The sequence below is a fragment of the Mesorhizobium sp. M0621 genome, assembly GCF_040320745.1.
In the GTDB taxonomy this organism is placed as follows: Bacteria; Pseudomonadota; Alphaproteobacteria; order Rhizobiales; family Rhizobiaceae; genus Mesorhizobium.
Map to the genome: position 1 here is coordinate 177,985 of NZ_JAMYQF010000004.1, position 20,306 is coordinate 198,290.

The 20,306-nt window shown below is 60.3% G+C and carries 20 protein-coding genes, 1 tRNA gene and 1 pseudogene; 14 read left to right on the forward strand and 8 right to left on the reverse strand.

The window, feature by feature from the left end:
* Window positions 1–22 precede the first annotated feature (22 nt).
* The 4 genes from NKI38_RS04770 to NKI38_RS04785 all read left to right on the forward strand — a co-directional run bounded on the left by NKI38_RS04770 (window position 23) and on the right by NKI38_RS04785 (window position 2,726).
* Window positions 23–415, forward strand: a complete 393-nt coding sequence (locus tag NKI38_RS04770; protein WP_352655216.1) for an Mth938-like domain-containing protein — start codon at window positions 23–25, stop codon at window positions 413–415.
* Window position 416: 1 nt separating this feature from the next.
* The gene (locus tag NKI38_RS04775; RefSeq protein WP_352655218.1) at window positions 417–1,259 is read left to right on the forward strand and encodes a phytoene/squalene synthase family protein; all 843 of its coding nucleotides are present in this window, start codon (window positions 417–419) and stop codon (window positions 1,257–1,259) included.
* An 82-nt stretch (window positions 1,260–1,341) separates the two neighbouring features.
* Window positions 1,342–1,776 carry a hypothetical protein gene (locus NKI38_RS04780; RefSeq protein ID WP_352655219.1) on the forward strand — a complete coding sequence of 145 codons (435 nt, stop codon included), beginning with the start codon at window positions 1,342–1,344 and terminating at the stop codon, window positions 1,774–1,776.
* Complete coding sequence (locus NKI38_RS04785; protein WP_352655221.1) at window positions 1,776–2,726, forward strand: sterol desaturase family protein; 951 nt, start codon at window positions 1,776–1,778, stop codon at window positions 2,724–2,726. The genes NKI38_RS04780 and NKI38_RS04785 overlap by 1 nt, the downstream gene beginning before the upstream one ends.
* 6 nt (window positions 2,727–2,732) lie before the next feature.
* Here the strand turns inward: NKI38_RS04785 and trmFO are convergent, their stop codons facing one another.
* From trmFO to NKI38_RS04800, 3 genes are all read right to left on the reverse strand, one after another.
* The gene (gene trmFO, locus NKI38_RS04790) at window positions 2,733–4,151 is read right to left on the reverse strand and encodes a methylenetetrahydrofolate--tRNA-(uracil(54)-C(5))-methyltransferase (FADH(2)-oxidizing) TrmFO (protein WP_352655223.1); all 1,419 of its coding nucleotides are present in this window, start codon (window positions 4,149–4,151) and stop codon (window positions 2,733–2,735) included.
* Between the two features lie 390 nt (window positions 4,152–4,541).
* Window positions 4,542–4,682, reverse strand: a complete 141-nt coding sequence (locus tag NKI38_RS04795) for a DUF1127 domain-containing protein (protein WP_013895120.1) — start codon at window positions 4,680–4,682, stop codon at window positions 4,542–4,544.
* A gap of 49 nt (window positions 4,683–4,731) precedes the next feature.
* Window positions 4,732–4,872, reverse strand: a complete 141-nt coding sequence (locus NKI38_RS04800) for a DUF1127 domain-containing protein (protein WP_013531315.1) — start codon at window positions 4,870–4,872, stop codon at window positions 4,732–4,734.
* Window positions 4,873–5,107: 235 nt separating this feature from the next.
* Here NKI38_RS04800 and NKI38_RS04805 point away from each other — a divergent pair, with 235 nt between their 5' ends.
* The 3 genes and pseudogenes from NKI38_RS04805 (at window position 5,108) to NKI38_RS04815 (ending at window position 8,294) form a co-directional block, all read left to right on the forward strand.
* Entirely contained in the window at window positions 5,108–6,226 is a 1,119-nt protein-coding gene (locus NKI38_RS04805; protein WP_352655224.1) for a DUF2157 domain-containing protein, read from the forward strand.
* Window positions 6,223–6,807: a GDYXXLXY domain-containing protein gene (locus NKI38_RS04810; protein WP_352655226.1), complete on the forward strand. Its 585-nt coding sequence runs from the start codon at window positions 6,223–6,225 to the stop codon at window positions 6,805–6,807. Before NKI38_RS04805 ends, NKI38_RS04810 begins: the two co-directional genes overlap by 4 nt.
* Before the next feature lie 39 nt (window positions 6,808–6,846).
* Window positions 6,847–8,294, forward strand: a pseudogene (locus tag NKI38_RS04815) (aromatic amino acid lyase).
* Window positions 8,295–8,353: 59 nt separating this feature from the next.
* On the opposite strand, the gene NKI38_RS04820 reads toward NKI38_RS04815, so the two are convergent.
* From NKI38_RS04820 to NKI38_RS04830, 3 genes are all read right to left on the reverse strand, one after another.
* Window positions 8,354–8,932, reverse strand: coding sequence for a class I SAM-dependent methyltransferase (locus NKI38_RS04820; RefSeq protein ID WP_352655228.1), 579 nt, complete (start codon window positions 8,930–8,932; stop codon window positions 8,354–8,356).
* Window positions 8,933–9,324: 392 nt separating this feature from the next.
* Window positions 9,325–9,720, reverse strand: coding sequence for a GtrA family protein (locus NKI38_RS04825; RefSeq protein WP_352655230.1), 396 nt, complete (start codon window positions 9,718–9,720; stop codon window positions 9,325–9,327).
* The gene (locus NKI38_RS04830; protein WP_352655232.1) at window positions 9,720–10,421 is read right to left on the reverse strand and encodes a class I SAM-dependent methyltransferase; all 702 of its coding nucleotides are present in this window, start codon (window positions 10,419–10,421) and stop codon (window positions 9,720–9,722) included. The genes NKI38_RS04825 and NKI38_RS04830 overlap by 1 nt, the downstream gene beginning before the upstream one ends.
* An 87-nt stretch (window positions 10,422–10,508) precedes the next feature.
* Between NKI38_RS04830 and NKI38_RS04835 the strand changes: the two genes are divergently transcribed.
* Both NKI38_RS04835 and NKI38_RS04840 read left to right on the forward strand, forming a co-directional pair.
* Window positions 10,509–12,548 carry a hypothetical protein gene (locus NKI38_RS04835; protein WP_352655234.1) on the forward strand — a complete coding sequence of 680 codons (2,040 nt, stop codon included), beginning with the start codon at window positions 10,509–10,511 and terminating at the stop codon, window positions 12,546–12,548.
* Window positions 12,549–12,550: 2 nt separating this feature from the next.
* A complete protein-coding gene (locus tag NKI38_RS04840; RefSeq protein ID WP_352655236.1) occupies window positions 12,551–13,507 on the forward strand; it encodes a glycosyltransferase family 2 protein in 957 nt (318 codons plus the stop codon).
* A gap of 101 nt (window positions 13,508–13,608) precedes the next feature.
* Here the strand turns inward: NKI38_RS04840 and NKI38_RS04845 are convergent.
* Window positions 13,609–13,693 (reverse strand) — tRNA-Leu (locus NKI38_RS04845).
* A 358-nt stretch (window positions 13,694–14,051) separates the two neighbouring features.
* On the opposite strand from NKI38_RS04845, the gene tig reads away from it, so the two are divergent.
* Entirely contained in the window at window positions 14,052–15,527 is a 1,476-nt protein-coding gene (tig, locus tag NKI38_RS04850; RefSeq protein ID WP_352655238.1) for a trigger factor, read from the forward strand.
* 160 nt (window positions 15,528–15,687) lie between these two features.
* On the forward strand, window positions 15,688–16,212 hold the full coding sequence (locus tag NKI38_RS04855; protein ID WP_352628035.1) for a hypothetical protein: 525 nt from the start codon (window positions 15,688–15,690) through the stop codon (window positions 16,210–16,212).
* 61 nt (window positions 16,213–16,273) lie between these two features.
* Here NKI38_RS04855 and radC read toward each other — a convergent pair whose 3' ends face one another.
* Complete coding sequence (gene radC / locus NKI38_RS04860; RefSeq protein WP_352655240.1) at window positions 16,274–17,032, reverse strand: RadC family protein; 759 nt, start codon at window positions 17,030–17,032, stop codon at window positions 16,274–16,276.
* A 254-nt stretch (window positions 17,033–17,286) separates the two neighbouring features.
* On the opposite strand from radC, the gene NKI38_RS04865 reads away from it, so the two are divergent.
* Genes NKI38_RS04865 through NKI38_RS04875 form a run of 3 tightly spaced genes read left to right on the forward strand, consistent with a single transcriptional unit; the run spans window position 17,287 to window position 20,270 of the window.
* Entirely contained in the window at window positions 17,287–18,144 is an 858-nt protein-coding gene (locus NKI38_RS04865; RefSeq protein WP_352655242.1) for a MipA/OmpV family protein, read from the forward strand.
* Window positions 18,145–18,183: 39 nt separating this feature from the next.
* Window positions 18,184–18,945, forward strand: coding sequence for a response regulator (locus NKI38_RS04870; RefSeq protein WP_352655244.1), 762 nt, complete (start codon window positions 18,184–18,186; stop codon window positions 18,943–18,945).
* Entirely contained in the window at window positions 18,942–20,270 is a 1,329-nt protein-coding gene (locus NKI38_RS04875; RefSeq protein ID WP_352655246.1) for an ATP-binding protein, read from the forward strand. Before NKI38_RS04870 ends, NKI38_RS04875 begins: the two co-directional genes overlap by 4 nt.
* The last annotated feature ends 36 nt before the right edge of the window (window positions 20,271–20,306 follow it).

The window sequence follows — 20,306 nt, forward strand, 5'->3', positions numbered from 1 at the left end:
GCCCCGAAAGGGTGACAAAACGGTGACCAGCAAAGGCATCGTCATCCGCGAGGCGCATTTTCCCGGCCGCGCGCCGATCGAAGCCTACGGCAATGGCGGGTTCCGCTTTGCCGACATGTCGCATCGCGGCTCGCTGCTCTGTCTGCCATCCGGCATCCATGGCTGGGAACCGGCGGATCCTCTGGCGCTGACGGTGGCGGATTTCGACAAGCTGCTGACTGAGGCCGACAAGGTCGAGATCCTGCTGGTCGGCATGGGCAGGGATCTCAGGCCGTTGCCCGCCGCACTGCGGGCCGCGCTGAAGGCGGCCGGCATTGCGTCCGACCCGATGTCGACCGGTGCAGCGGTACGGACCTACAATGTCCTTCTGGCGGAAGAGCGCGCCGTAGCCGCCGCGCTCATAGCCGTCGACTGAGATGTCCCAGAATGCCAAAATCGTCATGGACGCGGTGCGCGCCGCCGACCATGACCGCTATCTCACCGCGCTCTATGCGCCGGCAGACAAGCGCGACGCGCTGTTTTCGCTCTATGCCTTCAATGCCGAAATCGCCGGCATTCGCGATCGCATCCACGAGGCGCTGCCAGGCGAGGTGCGGCTGCAATGGTGGCGCGATGTCATTGCCGACGGCGGAGAAGCGGGCGCCGGCCATCCCACAGCCGAAGCCTTGAATGCCACCATAGCGACATTCAATCTGCCGAAGCCGGCCTTCGAGAACATGCTCGATGCGCGCATCTTCGATCTTTACGACGACCCGATGCCATCGCGCACCGATCTGGAAGGCTATTGCGGCGAGACGGCCGCCGCGCTCATCCAGCTGGCGGCGATGGTGCTCGACCCCGGCGAGGCGCCACGCTTTGCCGAATTGGCGGGTAGGGCAGGCTGCGCGCAGGCGATGATGGGCCTGTTGCTGTTGCTGCCGTTGCACCGCAAACGCGGACAGTGTTTTGTCCCGGCCGATATCCTTGCTGCGGCAGGTTCTTCGCCGCAGGAGTTTCTCACTGGCGACGGCGGTCCTGGCGCCAAACGCGCGGTGGCGGCGATGATGGCGCTGGCGCGGGACCATCTTTCCGCCTTCGAGCAAGGTGCTGCGGCGTCGCCGGTCTCGCTGCGCCCGGCATTTCTGCCGCTGGCGCTGTCGCGCGCCTATCTCACGAAAATGGAACGCGGCTCCCCGCTCGACGGCGTGGCGCGGCTGTCCGCCTTGCGCCGGCATTGGCTGCTTTTGCGCCGCGCGACCAAGGGCTGGCCGGCACTTTGACGTAAACGTCAATCATGCTAAGGAGTCCCCGAGCCAGAACTGTCGCCAAAGACGACAGGCCGGCCGGAGGAGATACCCGTTCATGAGCCTGCCGCTGCTGATCGCGATCGTCGCCCTTGGCATTGCGCTGTCGGTTGCCGCGGTGCATTTCACCGGCGGCAGCAAGACGGCGACGCTAGCCGGCGCCGATCAAACAATGAGCCGCTTCGCCGAGGATTTTCCCGACGAGATGGTGACGCTGGTGCGCCTGACGGCGGATGCCAGGACCGCGTTTCTGGATATCGGGCTAGGGCGCATCGGGATCGTTCATAGCGTCGGCGACTGCTTTTTGACCCGCATCGTCACGCCTCAAGATGTCGCGGTTTTGAACGTCGGAGATGTCAATACGGTCTCGTTCCGGCTCGCTGATTTCACCTGGAAGGGCGGCCGCTTTCGCTTTTCCAGCGCAGCAGATGCACAAGGCTTGCTGAAAGCGCTTCAGCCGCAACATCCAAGTTCCGCCAGGGAGGCTGCGTGATGGACGACTACAATTTCCCGCAAGTCACGCAGCTTGCCATCCCGTTCTTCGTTGCCGCGATCCTGATTGAACTCTGGCTGGTGCGAACCGGCCGCGCCAAGGGTTCGTTCGAGACGCGCGACACCTTGACGAGCCTGATGATGGGCACCGGCAATGTCGTTGCCGGACTGCTGCTTGGCGTCGTGTCCTACTGGGCGCTGCTGTGGCTGTGGCAATTCCGCGTCTTCAATCTCGGCCTGTCGGTCTGGGTGTTCCTCGCCGCCTTCCTGCTCGATGATCTGCGCTACTATTTCTATCATCGTATCGCGCACCGGGTGCGCTGGGTGTGGGCCGAGCACGTCAACCACCATTCCAGCCAGCACTACAATCTGTCGACGGCGCTGCGGCAAAGCTGGACCGGGCTGTTCACCTTCATGTTCGTGCTGCAGGCGCCGCTGGTGCTGCTTGGCTTTCATCCGGCGGTCATTGCCTTCACCTTCGGCTTCAATCTGATCTGGCAGTTCTGGATCCACACCGAGACCATCGGCAAGATGTGGGGCTGGTTCGAGTTCGTCTTCAACACGCCCTCGCATCACCGCGTCCACCATGCCACCAATCCGCGCTATCTCGATGCCAACTACGCCGGCACGCTGATCATCTGGGATCGCATGTTCGGAACCTTCGTCGGTGAATTGGAAAAGGACCGGCCGCGCTATGGCATCGTCAGGAATCTCGGCACCTTCAATCCGCTGAAAGTGGCGTTCCATGAATGGATCGGCATGTTCAGGGATGCCTTTGCGCCGGGTCTGACGTTGAGCGACCGCCTGAACTATCTGATCAAGCCGCCAGGCTGGAGCCATGACGGCTCGCGCGAAACTTCGGAGACGCTGAAGGCCGCCTATGTCAGGCGAAATCCAAGCGAGGCCGGCAAGCCGGGGCTGCCGATGGCAGGTGCGGAGCCAGCAGAATAGGGGAGTTTACTCCGCCGCTTCGGCCGTTTCCGTTTGCGACGCCAACCCCAACCATTGCCGGCAATCGGCACGTGCGCGCGACGTGATGGCATGCCGCTTGGCGACGGTCTTGTCCTTGCCGCGCATGCGTTTGCCCTCGGCTTTAGGGGCTTCGACGGACGGGAACAGGCCGAAATTGACATTCATCGGCTGGAAGGAACGCTTTCCCGGCTCGTCGTCTGAAACGATGTGGCCGCCGGTGATGTGGTTGAGCAAGGCGCCGAAAGCCGTGGTGAGCGGCGGCAGGGATGGTGCCTGGCCGAGCCGCTCAGTGGCGGCGAAGCGGCCGGCGAGGAGGCCGATGGCAGCACTTTCGACATAGCCTTCGCAGCCGGTGATCTGGCCGGCAAAACGCAGGCCAGGGCGCGATTTCAGCTGCAGCGAGGCGTCCAGCAAGGTCGGCGAGTTGATGTAGGTGTTGCGGTGCAGGCCGCCGAGGCGGGCGAAATCGGCGTTTTCGAGACCCGGAATGGTGCGGAAGACGCGCACCTGTTCGGCATGCTTCAGCTTGGTCTGAAAACCGACCATGTTGTAGAGCGTGCCCAGCGCATTGTCCTGGCGCAGCTGCACCACGGCATAAGCTTTCACGGTCGGATTGTGCGCATTGGTCAGCCCCATCGGCTTCATGGGTCCGTAGCGAAGCGTCTCGACGCCGCGCTCGGCCATGATCTCGACCGGCAGGCAGCCATCGAAATAGGGTGTGCCTTCCCATTGCTTGAATTCAGTCTTCTGGCCGTCGACCAGCGCCTGCACGAAGGCGAGGTACTGGTCCTTGTCCATCGGGCAATTGATGTAGTCCTTGCCGGTGCCGCCCGGCCCGACCTTGTCGTAGCGCGACTGGAACCAGCAGATATCCATGTCGATCGTGTCGAAATGGACGATCGGCGCGATAGCGTCGAAGAAGGCGAGCGCATCGGCGCCGGTCGCTTCCGCGATCGACTGGGCAAGCGATGGCGCGGTCAGCGGACCGGTGGCGACGATCGCCTGATCCCAATCCGCCGGCGGCAGGCCCGGTATTTCCTCGCGCTGGATGGTGATCAGCGGGTGTGCTTCGAGTTTTTTCGTCACGGCGTCGGCGAATCCGTCGCGGTCGACGGCAAGCGCACCGCCGGCCGGCACCTGGTTGGCGTCGCCGGCGCTCATGATCAATGAGCCGGCCAGCCGCATTTCGGCGTGCAACAGGCCGACAGCGTTGTTTTCGGCGTCGTCGGAGCGGAAGGAGTTGGAACAAACCAGTTCGGCCAGGCTATCGGTCTTGTGGGCATCGGTGCCGCGAACGGGCCGCATTTCATGCAGGATGACGGGAACGCCGGCTTGCGCTGCCTGCCAGGCAGCTTCGGAGCCGGCGAGGCCGCCGCCGATGATGTGGATGGGATTTTTGCTCATGAGCGCCGGAATAATCGCTTGATGCGGCGATTGCAATTGCCGTGCGTGGTCAGGGCAAACAGCGGTTCGAAGAATCAACCCCAGAAACGACAACACCCGCCGGGGGAGGAGGTCCGGCGGGTGTCGTTTTGGGGGTCGACCCTCGGGAGGAGGTGAAGGCCGACCGTATTCGTCATTGCCGGGGAGGAGGTCGGCTTTGACGAAATCTCTTTCGCTGTTTTTGAAAGGGGCGAAACCCTTTGGGGCAAATTTGATTTGCCCCGGGGAAACAGCGCCCGCCGCGGGAGGAGGTGCGGCGGGCGCCGTTTTTGTGGCCAACCCTCGGGAGGAGGTGAAGGTTGACCGGATCCGTCAGGGTCGGGGAGGAGGTCGACCCTGGCGAAATTCTGGTTAGATCGCCCGGCGGGCGACGATCTTGATTTCGTCGCGGACGATACCGAGATCATGCAGCTGGCGGTTCGAAAGGCGACCCAGCTCGGTAACCGTCTCGCGATAAACGCGCCAGTTACGATAGTTGCGGATCAGGTTCATTGTCGTTCTCTTTTTCAAAACTGGTTCGGACCATTCGCGGTCCGAAGAATTAGACCGCCTTGCGAGCGACGTAGGGAATGTCGCTGCGGCTGATGCCGAGGTCGGTCAGTTCACGGTTGCTCAGGCGGCTCAGCTCGGACACGGTGTCCCTATAGCGGCGCCAGTTGCGGTAGTTGCGGATCAGGTTCATGGTAGTTCTCGTTTCGTCTTTCTTGCGGATCATTCCGTTTGTGTACGAACTATAAATAGGCGGACCCATATCGATTTAAAAGCGCTATGGCTGCATGGCAGCAATGCAAATTGTGCAATGCAGCATTAACGCGCGTTCATGGACCTGACACAAAAAGACCCGAATCGGAAAATGCCGTTGCGTCAACGGTTTGACCGGGTCGGCTGAAAAAAAGACCAAACCGGGGAGAAGCGGCATGGCGGGTTATTCGTCGCGGGTCAGGGCGGATATCGCACGCTGGCAGCAGGCCGGGCTGATCGACGCCACGACGGCCGACGTGCTGGCGCGCGATGTCAAGGCCAACGAACGCAAGTCGCTCAGCTTCGGCTCGATCCTGGCTATGATGGCTGCCTTGCTGTTCGGCGCCGCCATCCTGATTTTCGTCGCCGCCAACTGGGACGCGATCCCGCGGCTGGCGCGCGTTCTGGCACTCTTTGCGGTCATCCTTGGCGGCTATGTCGGCGGCGCGCTGTTGAAAACACGCGATCATGCGGCGATCGGCGAGGCGCTGTGGATCGTGGCGGCAGCCGCTTTCGGCGGCTCGATCGCGCTGATCGGCCAGATGTATCATCTGTCCGGCGACGAGGCGTCGGCTCTGGTCACCTGGGGCGCCGGCACGGCATTGGCGGCAGTCGCGCTGCGTTCGAACCCGCTGACCGTCGCTTCTGTCGGCATTGCCGATGCCTGGCTGTTCCTGAAAGGCTTCGACTATTACAGCCGCAGCGAATTTCCGCATGCCTTCGTCGTCATGGCGATCGTGCTGTTTGCCGTTTCGTTCTGGACCCGCAGCCAGGCGGCACGGCACCTGATCATCCTGTCGGTGCTGTTCTATCTGGTGCTGCTGGTCACCAACCACGATACGCTGCAGGTGGCGATCCCGCTGGTCATCGTCTCGATGCTCCTGTTCGCGGCCTCTGTCGTCACACCGGACCCGGTCGACAGAATCGTGCAGCTTGGCGGCCGCTTGCCCTTGCATGCGCTTTTCGGCTTCCTCACCGGCTTGACGATGATCCAGTTCGAATTGGCTGACGAGAGCACCTATAACAGTGGTTTCGCCATCGCTTCGGTGGTCGCGCTTGCCGGCATCGTCGCGGCAGTCGTCCTGGCAGGACGCGAGAGCCGTGGGTTGCGCTGGCTTGCCTATGCCGGCTTCGCCTTCGAACTCGCCATCATCTATGTGGTGACCTTGCAATCGATGCTCGATACAGCCGGCTTCTTCTTGGTCGCCGCGGTGCTGCTCGGCATCCTTGCGCTGGTCATCATCCGCGTCGAAAAACGCATGAGGGGTCCAGTTACCGAGGGAGCCACGGCATGATGACCGGGAAAAGACTTGTCATTTCGGCGCTGGTGCTGGCGCTCGTCCAGATCGGGTTCCTGAGCTGGATCATCGCCGGCCGGGCGGCGATATTGCGCAACGGCAAGGACGTGCTGCTGAAGGTCGAACCCATCGATCCGCGCGATCTGCTGCGCGGCGACTACATCATCCTCGGCTACGAGATTTCGCGCATACCGGTGAAAATGATCGCTGATATTCCGCCCGATAAATTTTCCAGCGACGACACCCCGATTGTCGTCCGCCTGAAGAAGGGTGCCGATGGCTATTGGCAGCCGACGACGGCCTGGTTCGGCAAGGCGCCAACACCGGCCACTGCCGACGAAGCCGATATATCAGGCCACGTCGCCGAGGGCTGGGATCTTCGCGGCGAAGGGATGACCATCGCGCCGGACTACGGCATCGAGCGCTTCTACCTGCCGGAAGGCGAGGGGATGGCGATCCAGAACGACATGCGGGTGCGGCCATTCGGCATCCGGCTCGCGCTCGCCGGTGACGGCACCGCCCAGATCAAGGCGCTGGTGGACGGCGACAAGACGCTGTTCGAGGAACCGCTCTATTAGTGTTCGTTGTTAGTGTCCCTTCCTGCCGTGGTGTGAAGCATGCCAGTTAGCCTGTCGACGCGCGAGGACATCAACCTCGACACTGTTTTCCGCGTTGCCTGGAAGCAGGACACGGTGGAGATCAGCGAAACAGCCTTGCGGCGCATCGCCGAATGCCGTGCTTCATTCCTCAAGCTAATTGAATCCGACCCGCCACCGGTCATTTATGGCGTCACCACCGCCATGGGGGAACTGGCGAGCCGCAAGCTCGAACTCGACGAGCGGGCCCGTCATGCGCGCATCAAGGCATTCGCTGCGGCCACCTCTTTCGGCGATGCCTTGCCCGACCGCGTGGTCCGGGCGATCGTGCTTGCCCGCCTGACGAACTTCATCGAGGGCAATGCCGCCACCACGCCGCGCATCGCGCTTGCCGTGGCCACAATGCTCGATGGTGGGCCGATGCCAACGGTGCCAGCCTCCGGCCAGGGCGGCGCCGGCGAGATCCTGGCGCTCTATCCGCTGTTTGCCGAGCTTTCGACGCGTTTCGATCTGGAGGTCAAGGAACGGGGCTCGCTGATCAACGGCTCGCCTTGCGCTGCCGCTCTGGTGGCGGACGCAGCGCTCGCTGCGCGCCGCCGCATCCGTATGGCGCAAAAAGTGTTCGCGCTGTCGATCGAAGCCTTTCGCGCGCCGCTCGAGCACTATGACGCGGCTCTCGACACGCTCTGGGGTGACGAGTATGAGGCAGCGGCACTGCGCGGGTTGCGGGAATTTCTGGTCGGCGCCGGCGATGGGCGACGCAACTACCAGGCGCCGGTCAGCTACCGTATCGTGCCGCGCGCCCTCGGCCAGGCGCATCGTGCATTGTCGACAGCCGACGGGCGGCCGCCGTATCGTTGGCCTCGATATCGGACAATCCGGTCTATATCCCGCCCGACGACGCACATCCGCTCGGCCGCTGCATCAGCACCGGCGGTTATCACAACGCCATGGCGACGCCGGCACTGGACGATCTGGCAGCGATATGGGCCGATATCTGCCTGCTCTGCGACCGTCACGCCTCAAAACTCCTCAACGGCAAGGTGTCGCTGCTGCCCGACCTCTTGATGGCCGGACGGCACTCAGCCGACAGCGACGGCCACGGCAATGTCGGCTATGTGCCGATGGCGATCACCGGCTATCTCGAGCAAGCCAAGCTGGCGGCGCAGCGCACTTTCATTCCAGGCACGGAATCAGCCGGCGCCGGGCAGGACGATGTTGCCACCACGGCGTTCTTCGCATGGACCAAGGAGGCAACCGCCGGACGCTGCGTCGATGCCGCGATGGCGATGCTGGCGATGATGGCCTCGCAAGCTCTGTACGTTACCGAACGCACGCCGCCGCCGGCGCTGCAGGCCTTCGTCGACGAGATCAGAACCATCGTGCCGCCGGTCGACAACGATCGTGTGCTGGGGCCGGAGCTGGCGAATCTGGCCGCGTGGTTCACACACCAGGCCTTCGAGGCGTAGCCTAAAAGCTTTAGGCAAATGCCGGTATTGGCCAGCGCAAAATTGTCGGCCCCATCGTTTCAGCCAAGCTTTCTGCGAAGCAGGCGAAAGTCGACAAGGCGCAAAAGCCTTGTCTTGTCGCTGACAAGCTTGTCAAACGCGGCATCGAAATCATTGCCGATTGCACGCCACTCGCCCTTCAACCCCCGAGCGCGCCGGGCACGCAGCCAGTTCTTTATCTTCGCGCCGGTCCCCATGGGCTTCAAAATGACACCACAACCGTAATCGGCATCGACGGTGAAATAGTCGAGATCCGGATTGCCCAGCACGAAATCGATGTATGCCTTGTAAGTCACGCCGCACCACTCGCCATGAAAAAAAGCGGGATTGGCTGCCGCCCGGTCCGGGGGCAGGCAATCATGCACCACCACGGCACCCCCGGGCGCGACCATGCGGAAAGCCTCCCGGATGTCTCGCGCCGAGCACTCGTATGTGTGATGCGGATCAACGAAGACAAGGTCGAACGTCTGTCCCTTCAGGCGCGTGTCTTCGAGGCATGTGGCGATATTTTCATCTGCGGAGGTGAAATCGACAGGGAGACCATCAAGCGGCGGCTCAGTCGCCCGATAGACCAAACGCATGCAGGGCTGAAAACCCAATTGCCGGGCTCCGAGTACCTGAAGCCGGTGGTGCTCGTGTTGATCTCAAGGTAGCTCGTGAGCCCGAAGCGAACCGAGAGCAGGCCACAGATGTGCGCCTTGTTCCAGTATTGAAGTGTCATTGTCGTCCCGCCATTTCCCCGCAATGAGTTGATCTCATTGCCGGCTATCTCTCAAGCGATCAATCAGCAGGACGCTCGCCAGGCGCAGGGCTGCGTCTCGGTACGTTCAGGCGCACAGTGGTGTCGTCGAACATAGTGGTCCCACGGCAGTTTCCTCTACGTCTTCGCGGGTAGATCCGTTTCGGTTCGGGAGTTTTGGCCGGCTTCAGGAGCGCTTGGACTTGCTTGCGGTTGATGGTGATCGGCGGTGAGCCGATTCGAGGCCAGTGTTCAAGCAGTCGGCTTTCTGGCAAAAACCCATGCCTGAAATGTCAGAAAGTTCAATGCCGGGATTGCGATGCTGATGATGGCGAAGGTTTGCCATCCGGAGAAATATCCCTGGTGCGCCGAATATGTGGTGACCGAGATTACCAGCAGGCTCATTGCCTGGACGACACAGAATTTTGCCCATTCGCCCAACACTGCTGCGTCCGAGGCGAATGTCAGCTTTCGGTGCCCAATAAAGGAAACCGGCACCAGAGCCCCATAGGCCAAATAGGCAGACGCCGTCTCGGTGAAGCCGCCGAGCAGATGCAAGCCATTGGCGACGGCAAAGTACGCGCCGGTATTGACGAGGCCCACGGCACAGAAGACGACAAATTGCCTCAGGCTGGTGCTGGAGGTCATTAACGCCGGCCAAGAACATAATATTGAGCGCCAAGCGGCACGCTGCCTAAAGCATCGTCAATGCGCCTGAGCAAACCCTCAATGGCCGGAACCGTAAGGATATAGCGACCCGCGACGTCGTGCAGCCCCGCTCCTCTGAGATGTTCCGCAACTTGTTTCTTCGCGAGCAGGACCGCGTCCTCATCGAATGGACACGTCGATACTGCCCGGCGGGTCAGCGGATTATAAGGATTGTGCTCGAAGATCAGTACCACGCCGCCGGGGCGAGTGACGCGCGCGAGTTCGGATGAAAACTTTATCCAGTTGGCAGGCGGTACGTGATGCATGACGCAGATCGCATACACGGCATCAAATTCCCCATCCTGGAACGGTAGTTCTATCCCATCCGAGACACGATAAATCAGGCCGGGGTTTCTCAGCTTCGCCTCATCAATGCATTCGGATGAAGGATCGACGCCCGTAAGCTTGCCGATCTTGTCTCGAAGGAGTTCGTGGTAGTTTCCAATCCCACAGCCGACGTCGAGAACCGAAAGCTTTTCGGTTGGCCCGAGTGAGTCTTCCAGGAGCCCGAGCAACCGCGCAGCCTTGGCGCGCGTGAAGAAATCGACTTTCAGACCGGAAAAGGAAATCGCGTTGTTCACAGCCTCCGAGTAGGAGTTGCGGTACGCATCAAACTCATTACCAGTTGCGTTCTTGCTCAATCTACAATTTCTCCGCTAGAAGCACGCCGTCTCACTAGCATCGGCCGCCATCGGGCGGCAAGCCCGCGTCTCGTGAAAGGTAGTCACATGCTCGAAGCCCAGTCGTTGCGGCGATGGATCCTGATCTGGGCGCTTTCCTCGCTGGCGATCGTGGGCGTTGTCGCGGCTTACGTGCACCGGGAAAGCCCCGCGTACACTTGGGACTACGCCGCATATTGGAACACTTTTGGGGAATATGGTAATTTCTTCGCTACCAGCCCCGTCGGAGCGCTGAAGGCCGTTTTTGGCGGGATCTGGTCGCAGGACTATAACCCGTCCGGGGTAGTACCCCTCTTGCCCTTTTACGCGCTGTTCGGTTCCGGACGAATAGTCTATGTGAGCGCAGTTGCGCTTCTTTACCTGCTTCCGACAACGCTCATTGCGACAGCTGTCTATAGTCGCACGGCGAAGACCACCTCGGGCTTGTTGCCAATCTTCTTGGTGGCATTGACATTTCTACCTTTTTGGGCGCCGACCCTCCGAGGAATGCTGGACATAGTTGGCCTCGTGTTCCTGGGCCTCGCCACGCTGCTGCTGTTTAAATCCGATTTCCTGACGAGGCGACCAGTTGCCAATGGCCTCCTTCTGGGCTTTCTGATTTGGCTGCCATTCCTGTTTCGGCGCTGGTACGCCTACAGCGTCGTTATGTTCTTCGTTGTTGCCTTTCTGGTTGGGTCAGTCAAAGCGTTCCACGAACGGACCGGGGCCAGATCTGTCCTCAGTCTGGGCTGCGGTCTGGCGATCGCCTTCGTCGTGCTCATCACCTTGGCGCTCGCGTTTCAATATGAACTTTTGGTTCGCGTGCTCACCACCTCGTATGGTGATCTTTATAGTGCCTACCAAGTGCCTTTTCTGACCCATCTCCAGATGTTTGCAAGCCGTTTCAGTCCTTATATGCTGGCGCTGACGCTGTTCGGAGCGATCGTGCTTCTCGCGAATAAGAGCTTTGAGGGAGCCTTCTGCCTCTTGGCCGCGGTCGGAACTTTCTTGCTTTTCATTAGAACTCAATACCTCGGTCCTCACCATTTCCTGCCGATCGCGTTTTGGCTTTTGCCGCTCTTGCTCGCTGGCGTGACGCGATGCGCCGGATATCTGAGAGTTTTGCCAATTCACTTCCGGCTTTGGCCTTTTGCCGCGATCGCGGTTGCAACCTTCCTTATGGCCATCACTCCGTGGTCGCGATCGCTGGGTCCCACGGCCCATATCTTCGTTCCGGAGAGCGATACAAGCCCGCTTTATCTAGATAATTATGCCGAGTACGAGCGACTCACCTCCGATCTGGAGCGGCTAACCGGCAGGGGTGAAAAATTCGTGGTCTATGCATCAACCAAGAGAATATCGGATTCTCTGCTGGTGGCTCTCGATCGGAATCTTCGAGACCGCGTGATCTATTCCCCTCACATCGCAAAGCAGGCTCTTTTCGATTTCAATGCACTTGGGGCTGAATTCGCTGTTGCCGTCACCCCACCGCAAGAACACCAAGCGCCCGGAAGCCAAGCCAACATAACAATCCCTGGCCAATGGCTGCTTGACCGACGCGGCTTTGGGCGGGCCTATGAGAAGATCGGCTCGGATTATGCGCTCATGGATGGTGTGCATGCATATCTTTTTCGACGCGTTCGGCCGGTCACACTCGACGAGGTCAACGAGCTTGTGACCGAACTTGATGGCCACTATCCCGGCTGGGGGCAGATGTTCCGATCCTCGATGGTGATGCCCTTCGCGGCACGAGATCAGGCCCTCGGAGATCAATGGGGGCAAGTCATCATAATGGGACCGAACTCGTTTCTTATCCACCCCGGAACGAACCTGCCGACTTCGATCACGCTACCTTTTCAATCTGCCATCAACCAACGGCCGAAGCGCCTTAACCTATCCATCTCGAGCAAAGTCCTACAACAATGCCCCACCGCCGATGGGGTGGCGGCAAATGTCGTCCTTAATGAGCGAGAGCTTTGGTCGGGTGTCGTTTTGCCCGGAGACAACACGACAATTCAACTCCCGGAAGAAAACGGGATCCTTTCGGTTGTTGTCCATGACAGGTCCCAACCGAATTGCGATCATGCTGTCGCGACATTTGAGTTTTAGCCATGCAAAAAAATTCTGACCAAGTCGCCCTATCGGTTGTAGTTCCAGTCTATCGGAGCGCGGAGGTTCTCCCCGAACTTATATCCCAGGTGAGGGATGCGCTCGCTGGAAGCCAATACGAGGGACACTATGAACTCGTCCTGGTCAACGATTGCAGCCCGGACGAGAGCTGGAACTATATTGAGCGCTATGCCAAGGAGTTCCCTTGGGTGCGCGGCATCTCTCTCCGAAAAAACTTTGGCCAGCACAACGCTACGATGGCAGGCCTCAGGTACTCGCGAGGGGACGTCATCATTGTCATGGATGATGACCTGCAGCATCCCCCATCCGCCATTCTTGCGCTCGCTGCGATGATCGAGAAAGGCTTTGACGTTTGCTACACCCGGTACAATGAACGCAAACATGCAGCCTGGAAGAAGTGGGGCAGCCGCCTCAATGACATTGTGGCTGGCTGGGTTCTCAATAAGCCTCGCGACCTTTATCTTTCATCCTTCAAGGCACTGAGCCGCGGCGCCGTCGACGCCGTTCTGGCCTATGATGGCCCCTATGCATATGTGGATGGACTGATCTTCAATGTGACAAACTCAGTCACCTCGGTCGACATTGATCATCAGGAACGCTTTGCCGGCGCGGGCAACTACAATCTAAAGCGATCGGTGTCGCTGTGGCTCAAGATGGCTACGGGATCGTCGGTCTATCCGCTTCGCATTGCGACGGTGTTCGGGTTTGTGATGGCAGCTGTCAGCCTGATCTTTCTGGCATTGATCATAATACAGCGATTGACGCATCCAGAGATGCAGCCTGGCTGGGCATCGGTCATCGCCACCATTCTCTTGATAGGCGGGCTGCAGATGGTTTTTTTGGGCATTCTCGGCGAATATCTCGGGCGCGTCTACATTCGGCTCAACAACACGCCGCAATATATCGTTCGGGAAACCACCTTTTCAAATTCCAACTAATCTCGGCAGCTGCGATGCGACAGTGTTGGCGCCGACAGGTTCGAATTCGAACAGCTACCGATCGGTAGGACCGGCAAGATATACGGTCTCGCGATGAGCCGTGGTGCGGATGAAGGGACTCGAACCCCCACGCCTTTCGGCACTGGAACCTAAATCCAGGGCGTCTACCAGTTCCGCCACATCCGCATGGACCGGCAATCCCATGTAGCCATCATTCTGTCAATGTCAGACAAGATGATGTTGGGTCAGGGCCAGAATGTTGGTTATTCGCCGGAATGCGAAGACTGTTGAAAATTAGCCTCGCCTGTGACAAAAGGCGTGTCAAATGTGACGGGACGCGACGATCCGCTTCTACAGAATGTGATAAGAAGTAGGAAAAACAAGAACTTATTCACATTTTGGAACGCAGTTTGGGAGAGTTTGAGCCGTATTTTCGGTCAAATCGCCAGGTTCCGTACCAAAAGCCATTCCCGGCAAGAATATACCGGCAGGCTGTAAACGGCAGAGGCCGTGCAGTCTCATTGGTGAAAACAAAGGTTTTACGATGCAGGTCACCGAAACGCTCAACTCCGGTCTCAAGCGCGAGATCAAGATCACCGTGCCGGCCGGTGACATGGAAGCCAAGCTGATGGCGCGGCTTTCGGATGCCAGGAACAAGGTCCGCATCAACGGCTTCCGTCCCGGCAAGGTGCCGGTGCAGCACCTGCGCAAGGTCTACGGCAAGTCGTTCATGGCCGAAGTGGTCAATGAGATCCTCAACGATTCGACCCGTTCGATCATCACCGGGCGTGGCGAAAAGGCTGCCATGCAGCCCGAAGTCATCATGACCGAGGACGAGAAGGAAGCCGAGAAGATCCTGGCCGGCGGCGCCGATTTCGAATTCCGCCTCAACTACGAGATCATTCCGGCGATCGAGATCAAGGACTTTTCCGACATCAAGGTGACACGCCAGGTATTCGACGTGCCTGACAGCGAGATCGACGAGCAGGTCCAGCGCGTTGCCGAATCGGCGCGCAGCTACGAGCCGAAGACTGGCAAGGCCGCCATTGGCGACCGCGTCTCCATCGATTATGTCGGCAAGATCGACGGCGAGGCCTTCAATGGCGGCGCCGGCGCCGATCAGCCGCTGGTGCTGGGCTCGAAGGAGTTCATCCCCGGCTTCGAGGATCAGCTTGTCGGCGCCAAGGCCGGTGACGAAAAGCAGGTCACCGTGACCTTTCCGGAAAACTACCAGGCGGCGCATCTGGCCGGCAAGGAAGCGACCTTCGACGTCACCGTCAAGGAAGTGTCCCAGCCCGGCGCCCTGGAAATCAACGACGAGACCGCCAAGAACCTCGGCCTGGAGTCGCTGGAGCGCCTGCGCGACGTCGTGCGCGGCCAGATCGAGAACCAGTTCGGCGCCATGACGCGCCAGAAGGTCAAGCGCCAGCTGCTCGACCAGCTCGACGCGTCCTACTCGTTCGAGGCGCCGTCGAAGCTCGTCGACGCCGAGTTCAACAACATCTGGGCGCAGGTCAATCGCGACCTGGAAGCGGCCGGACGCACCTTCGCCGACGAAGAGACGACGGAAGAAGAGGCACGTGCCGAGTATCTGCGTCTCGCCGAGCGCCGCGTGCGCCTCGGCCTGGTGCTGGCTGAAATCGGCGAGAAGGCCGGCGTCACCGTGTCGGACGAGGAGCTGCAGCGCGGCCTGTTCGAGCAGGTCCGCCGCTATCCGGGCAACCAGCAGCAGGAAGTCTTCGAATTCTACCGCAACAACCCGGAAGCGCTGAACACTCTGCGGGCGCCGATGTTCGAGGAGAAGGTGGTCGATCATCTGCTCGGCCAGATTTCGGTTACCGACGTCAAGGTCAGCAAGGAAGAGCTGATGGCCGACGACGAGGAGGACGAAACGGCCGTCAAGGCGAAGCCGGCGAAGAAAGCCGCCGCCAAGAAGGCTGACGACAAGAAGGCCGACGACGCCGAAGAGCCCAAGAAGAAGGCCGCGCCGAAGAAGAAGGCCGCCAAGGACGCTGAATAACACCAGCATTTCACTGGAACAGGAAAGGCCGCCCTCGAGGCGGCCTTTTCGTTGCTAAACTGCAACAGCCGATGCGCTTTGCGCACAATGGCCTGTGGCGACCAAGCTTTGATCATTATTTGCGCTTCTATTGCAGCCGCTTGGGTTGTTGGAGGACGTGTTGAGGCTGTTCGTCGAAATGGGATACGCTGCGGCAGTTGCGTTGATCCTGGTCTCGGTCTGCGGCATTGCCCGTGCCGAAGCCGTGCTTGACAATTGGCGGTTCGAAACGGGCGAGGACGGCCTCGTCACGGCCTCGCTGTATGCCACCAACAAGCTGATCACCGGGGGCGGGGCCCTGAGCTACAGCCCGATCCTGACGATTGCCTGCCGGGCAAACGGCGAGCCGCATTGGACCGAATGGCTGCAACTGAATGACGGTGTCTCGGCCAGCCGCAAGATCACCATGTCGGTCACGCTCGACCAAGGCAGCAAGTTCGATGAGAGCTGGTCGGTCGGGCCGCGCGGCAGGATGCTGGTGCTCGATGGCGCCGATGGCATCAGGCGCCTTGTTGCCGCCGACCGGCTCCAGCTTTCGTGGCGATTCGGGCTGCTGTCGGGACGCGGCGAGGCCGATTTCAACCTCGCCGGGTTCGGTGAAGCGGTCAACCAAGTGGCCGGCAGTTGCAACACCGATCCGCCGTGACCGGATCGCGGGTCCAAGGCGGCATGGCTTGCTCAAGCGCTCACCTTCTGGAACTCACCACTCAGATCAGCAGCAGGCCCTTCATGCTGGCGTATCCCTTCCGCCCGATGATGATGTGGTCGTGCACGCCAATGCCCAGCCGCTTGCCCGCGTCGATGATCTCCTTCGTCATCTCGATATCGGCTCGTGATGGTGTTGGGTCGCCTGACGGGTGGTTGTGGACCAGGATAATGGCGGTCGCCGAGAGTTCGAGCGCGCGCTTGACCACTTCGCGCGGATAGACCGGCGTATGGTCGACGGTGCCTGTCTGCTGCACCTCGTCGGCGATCACCGCGTTCTTCTTGTCGAGGAACAGGATGCGGAACTGTTCGCGCGCCTCGAAGGCCATGGCTGACCGGCAATAGGCAAGAAGTTGTGTCCAGGACGAGAGGATTTCGCGACCCTGCACCTCGCCGCGCGCCATGCGTTGCGCGGTTGCCGCGACGATCTTGAGATCGAGCGCCACCGCCGGGCCGATGCCCTTGACCTCCCGCAAGAGGCCAACCGGCGCCCCGAGCACTTCTGCCAGCGTGCCGAAGCGCGCCAGCAACGCCTTGGCCGCCGGCTTGGTGTCGGCGCGAGGGATCAGGCGAAAGAGCAGAAGTTCCAGAAGTTCGTAGTCGGGCAGGGCGTCCGGACCTGCCGAGGCAAAGCGCTCGCGCAGGCGGTCGCGATGGCCGAGATAATGCGGCTTTTCGCCGGCCGCCTTGGCTTTCGCCGCTGGCCGCATCGGCGCTTCGGAGAAGAAACTCCGCTCGTCGTCGTCGCTCGTGTTCCCCATATGCCGCCCACATTGCTCCGGCGCTGACATTAGAACCGTTCCGGCCTGGATTGAAACAGTTCTGTTCTCCGATCACGAGACGATCCGCGACAGGTGGTGGCGGCTCCCGCTAACAGCCTCCGGCTTTCTTATACGACGGCAAGATGAAACCACGATTGCGCAACAAAACTTAACATCACTTCACGCATGCAGCCACTTTCACCTGAAATAGTCAGAGCATCAGGGGCTCATTGCCTCGCTGTTCTGGAGCACGCATGTTCGCCAAGATCGATTCTGGAATGTTCGCCGGCCGCGTCTCTCTTGCGGCGATGGCAATTCTGTTTTCAACGCATTCGGGGGTCGTGCTGGCGGCCGACGCCATTGCGGTCAATTCCGACGATTTTAGCCCGCCGCCCGAGCCTTCCCGTTTTGGGCGCGTCGAACAGAAACTGGCCGACTGGCATGTCGTGCTTGGCGGCGGCGCCATCATCGCCCCCAAATACGAGGGCAGCGACGAGTTCAAGATCATGCCGGTGCCTTTCGTCACGGCAACATTTCGCGACACGGTGACGATCGATCCGACAGGCGCCAACATCGCCGTCTATGACCAAGGACCGTTCGCATTCAGTGCGCGGCTTGGCTATGAGATGGGCCGCCAGGAAGACGACTCCGATCACCTGCGCGGCTTGGGCGATGTCGACATGGGCGCGACAGTCGGCGCGAAGGCCGCGGTGAAGTTCGGCCCGGCTGAAATCTTCGCGCAACTGGACAAGACCGTCGGCGGCAGCGATGGCCTGTTGGGCAAGGTGGGGATCGAGGTGACCCGGCCTCTGTCCCAATCGTTGCTGATCGGCGCCAGCGCATCGGCCGTCTTCGCCGACGAAAATTATATGCAAGCCTATTTCGGCGTCACGCCCGAACAGTCGGCTCGCTCGGGACTGGCGCGCTATGACGCCGGCGCGGGTTTGAAGCGCGCCGATTTTTCGATTTCCGCCACATATATGCTCAACCAGAACTGGATGGTGCGCGGCGAAGCGGGGGTCGGCGTTCTCTTGGGTGACGCCGCCGACAGCCCTGTTGTCGTCGACAAGATCCAGCCTTCTGGGATGCTTCTCGTCGGATATCGGTTCTGACGCCTACCAGGCACCAATGCAGGCTAGACAAACTCCGACATGGCACAGCGACGGCACCAAAGCGATTTGAGCGCCGAAGCCAAATCGGCGGGGCAAGGTTGGCGTATACTCATTGTCGAGGACGATCTCGAGATCGCGCGCATACTGGGTGAAACACTCACCGACAACGGCATGATCGTGGAAGTCGCCGAGAGCGGAGTCCAGATGAATGCTGCGCTTCGTAACCAGAAGTTCGACCTCATCGTGCTGGATGTCATGCTGCCGGGTGAAAACGGTCTCAGCATCTGCCGCCGTCTTCGCGCGAAAACGAACGTTCCGATCCTGATGCTGACCGCGCTCGGCGAGGAAATCGACCGTATTTTCGGACTGGAGATCGGTGCGGATGATTATGTGACGAAACCATTCAGCGCGCGCGAATTGACGGCCCGGATACGGGCGTTGCTGCGCCGCACGGCCTATGCTCCCGACGAGCGGGACCGCTCGAAGGTGCTTCGCTTCAACGGCTGGCGTCTCGACCCAATACGCCGGCAATTGCATGATCCGAGCAACGCGCGGGTTGCGACGACGACGCATGAATTCGACCTGCTGCTCGCGTTCTGCCGCAATGCGGGCCGGGTTCTCTCGCGCGAGGAACTTCTCGGCGAAACCCATGCCGGCCTTGCCGGACCGATCGAGCGGAGCGTCGATGTTCATATCAGCCGGATCCGCCAGAAGATCGAAAAGGACGCGCGCGACCCGGTGCTTCTCAGGACTGTCCGGTTGGGCGGTTACATCTTCACGGCGACGGTGGAGGAAGCATGAGGGGCTTCATCCGCCGTTTTCTGCCACAATCCGTGCGTGGGCAGTTCACGGCAATCATTTTCATCGCGGTGATTGTGATCATGTCCGTCGGGTCGGTCGTCGAAAGTTTTATAGAGAACGTTGACCTTCCGGTGGCGGAAGATAGCGCCAGACGGACTGCCATTGTGGCTGCCTTGTTGCGCGAAACGCCAGTGGGGGCGGCGCGTGGCGCAATTTTGGCAACGGCTATGCGAGCCGGTTTTGATTTCGAGATACTGTCTAAGGAACAGATCCGCGGCATTCCGCACTCCTATCTGCAATGGCGAAGTATCGAATGGCTTTTCCGAATCGACAGGGGGGGAATTGATGGACGCTGGACAAGGATCGGCGGTCGATACGCGTTTGTCGTCGATCTGGACGAGCGAGATGTCCTGGCTCATTTCGGCATGCCCGATTCTTTTCTGACATCAGGCTTCGTCCGCGTCACTTTCTACAGGTTCATGGCTTTCGTCGCCTTGCCCGTCCTGATCTGGCTGTTTGCTGTATGGGCCGTGACGGACCCGTTGAAGCGCATCTCGGCAGCCGTCGGTTCGGCCGAGATCGAGAACGGCAACGAGCTTTTCGTCGAACGCGGCTCCGTAGAAATGGTCGGCCTGACGCGCGCGCTGAACAGGATGAGAACGCGTATCCGGACGATGATCGAAAACCGCACGCGCATGTTGCGCAGCGTCAGTCATGATCTGCGTACGCCTTTGACGCGGCTGCGGCTTCGCGCCGAGCGCATGGATGATGGCCCCATCCGAACCGCGATACTGTCCGATGTCCAGCACATCGAAGTCCTGATCGACGAGACCCTGACCTATCTGCGCAATGATGTTTCGACGGAGAAGCTGCAGCGCGCCGACATTGCCAGCGTTCTGCAAACCGTCTGCGCCGAATTCTCCGATGTCGGGTTTCCGGTCTCATATTCCGGACCGGATCGGCTTCCGGGCTGGTGCAAGCCCAATGCGCTGGCGCGAGCGATCGCGAATCTCTGCGACAACGGGGTCAAATTCGCCAGCAATGTCACGGTCGCGTTGACGGCGACCGACACGGCGGCACACATCACGGTAGGCGACGATGGGCCGGGCATTCCGATGACGGCGCGCTCCCGTGTTTTCGAACCATTCTTCAAGGAAGATGCGTCGCGCGGCATTGCATCGAAGCATGGCTTCGGCCTGGGCCTCTCGATCGTTGCCGACATCATCCAGGGTCACGGCGGCAGAATCGAATTGCAGGACAACCAACCCAACGGACTGGTCGTCACCATCGACCTGCCGAATGGTCCCGGTGCCCAACCAACATAGACAGCCTCGTGCCGCGTTAGACGACGGGCTTTAAGC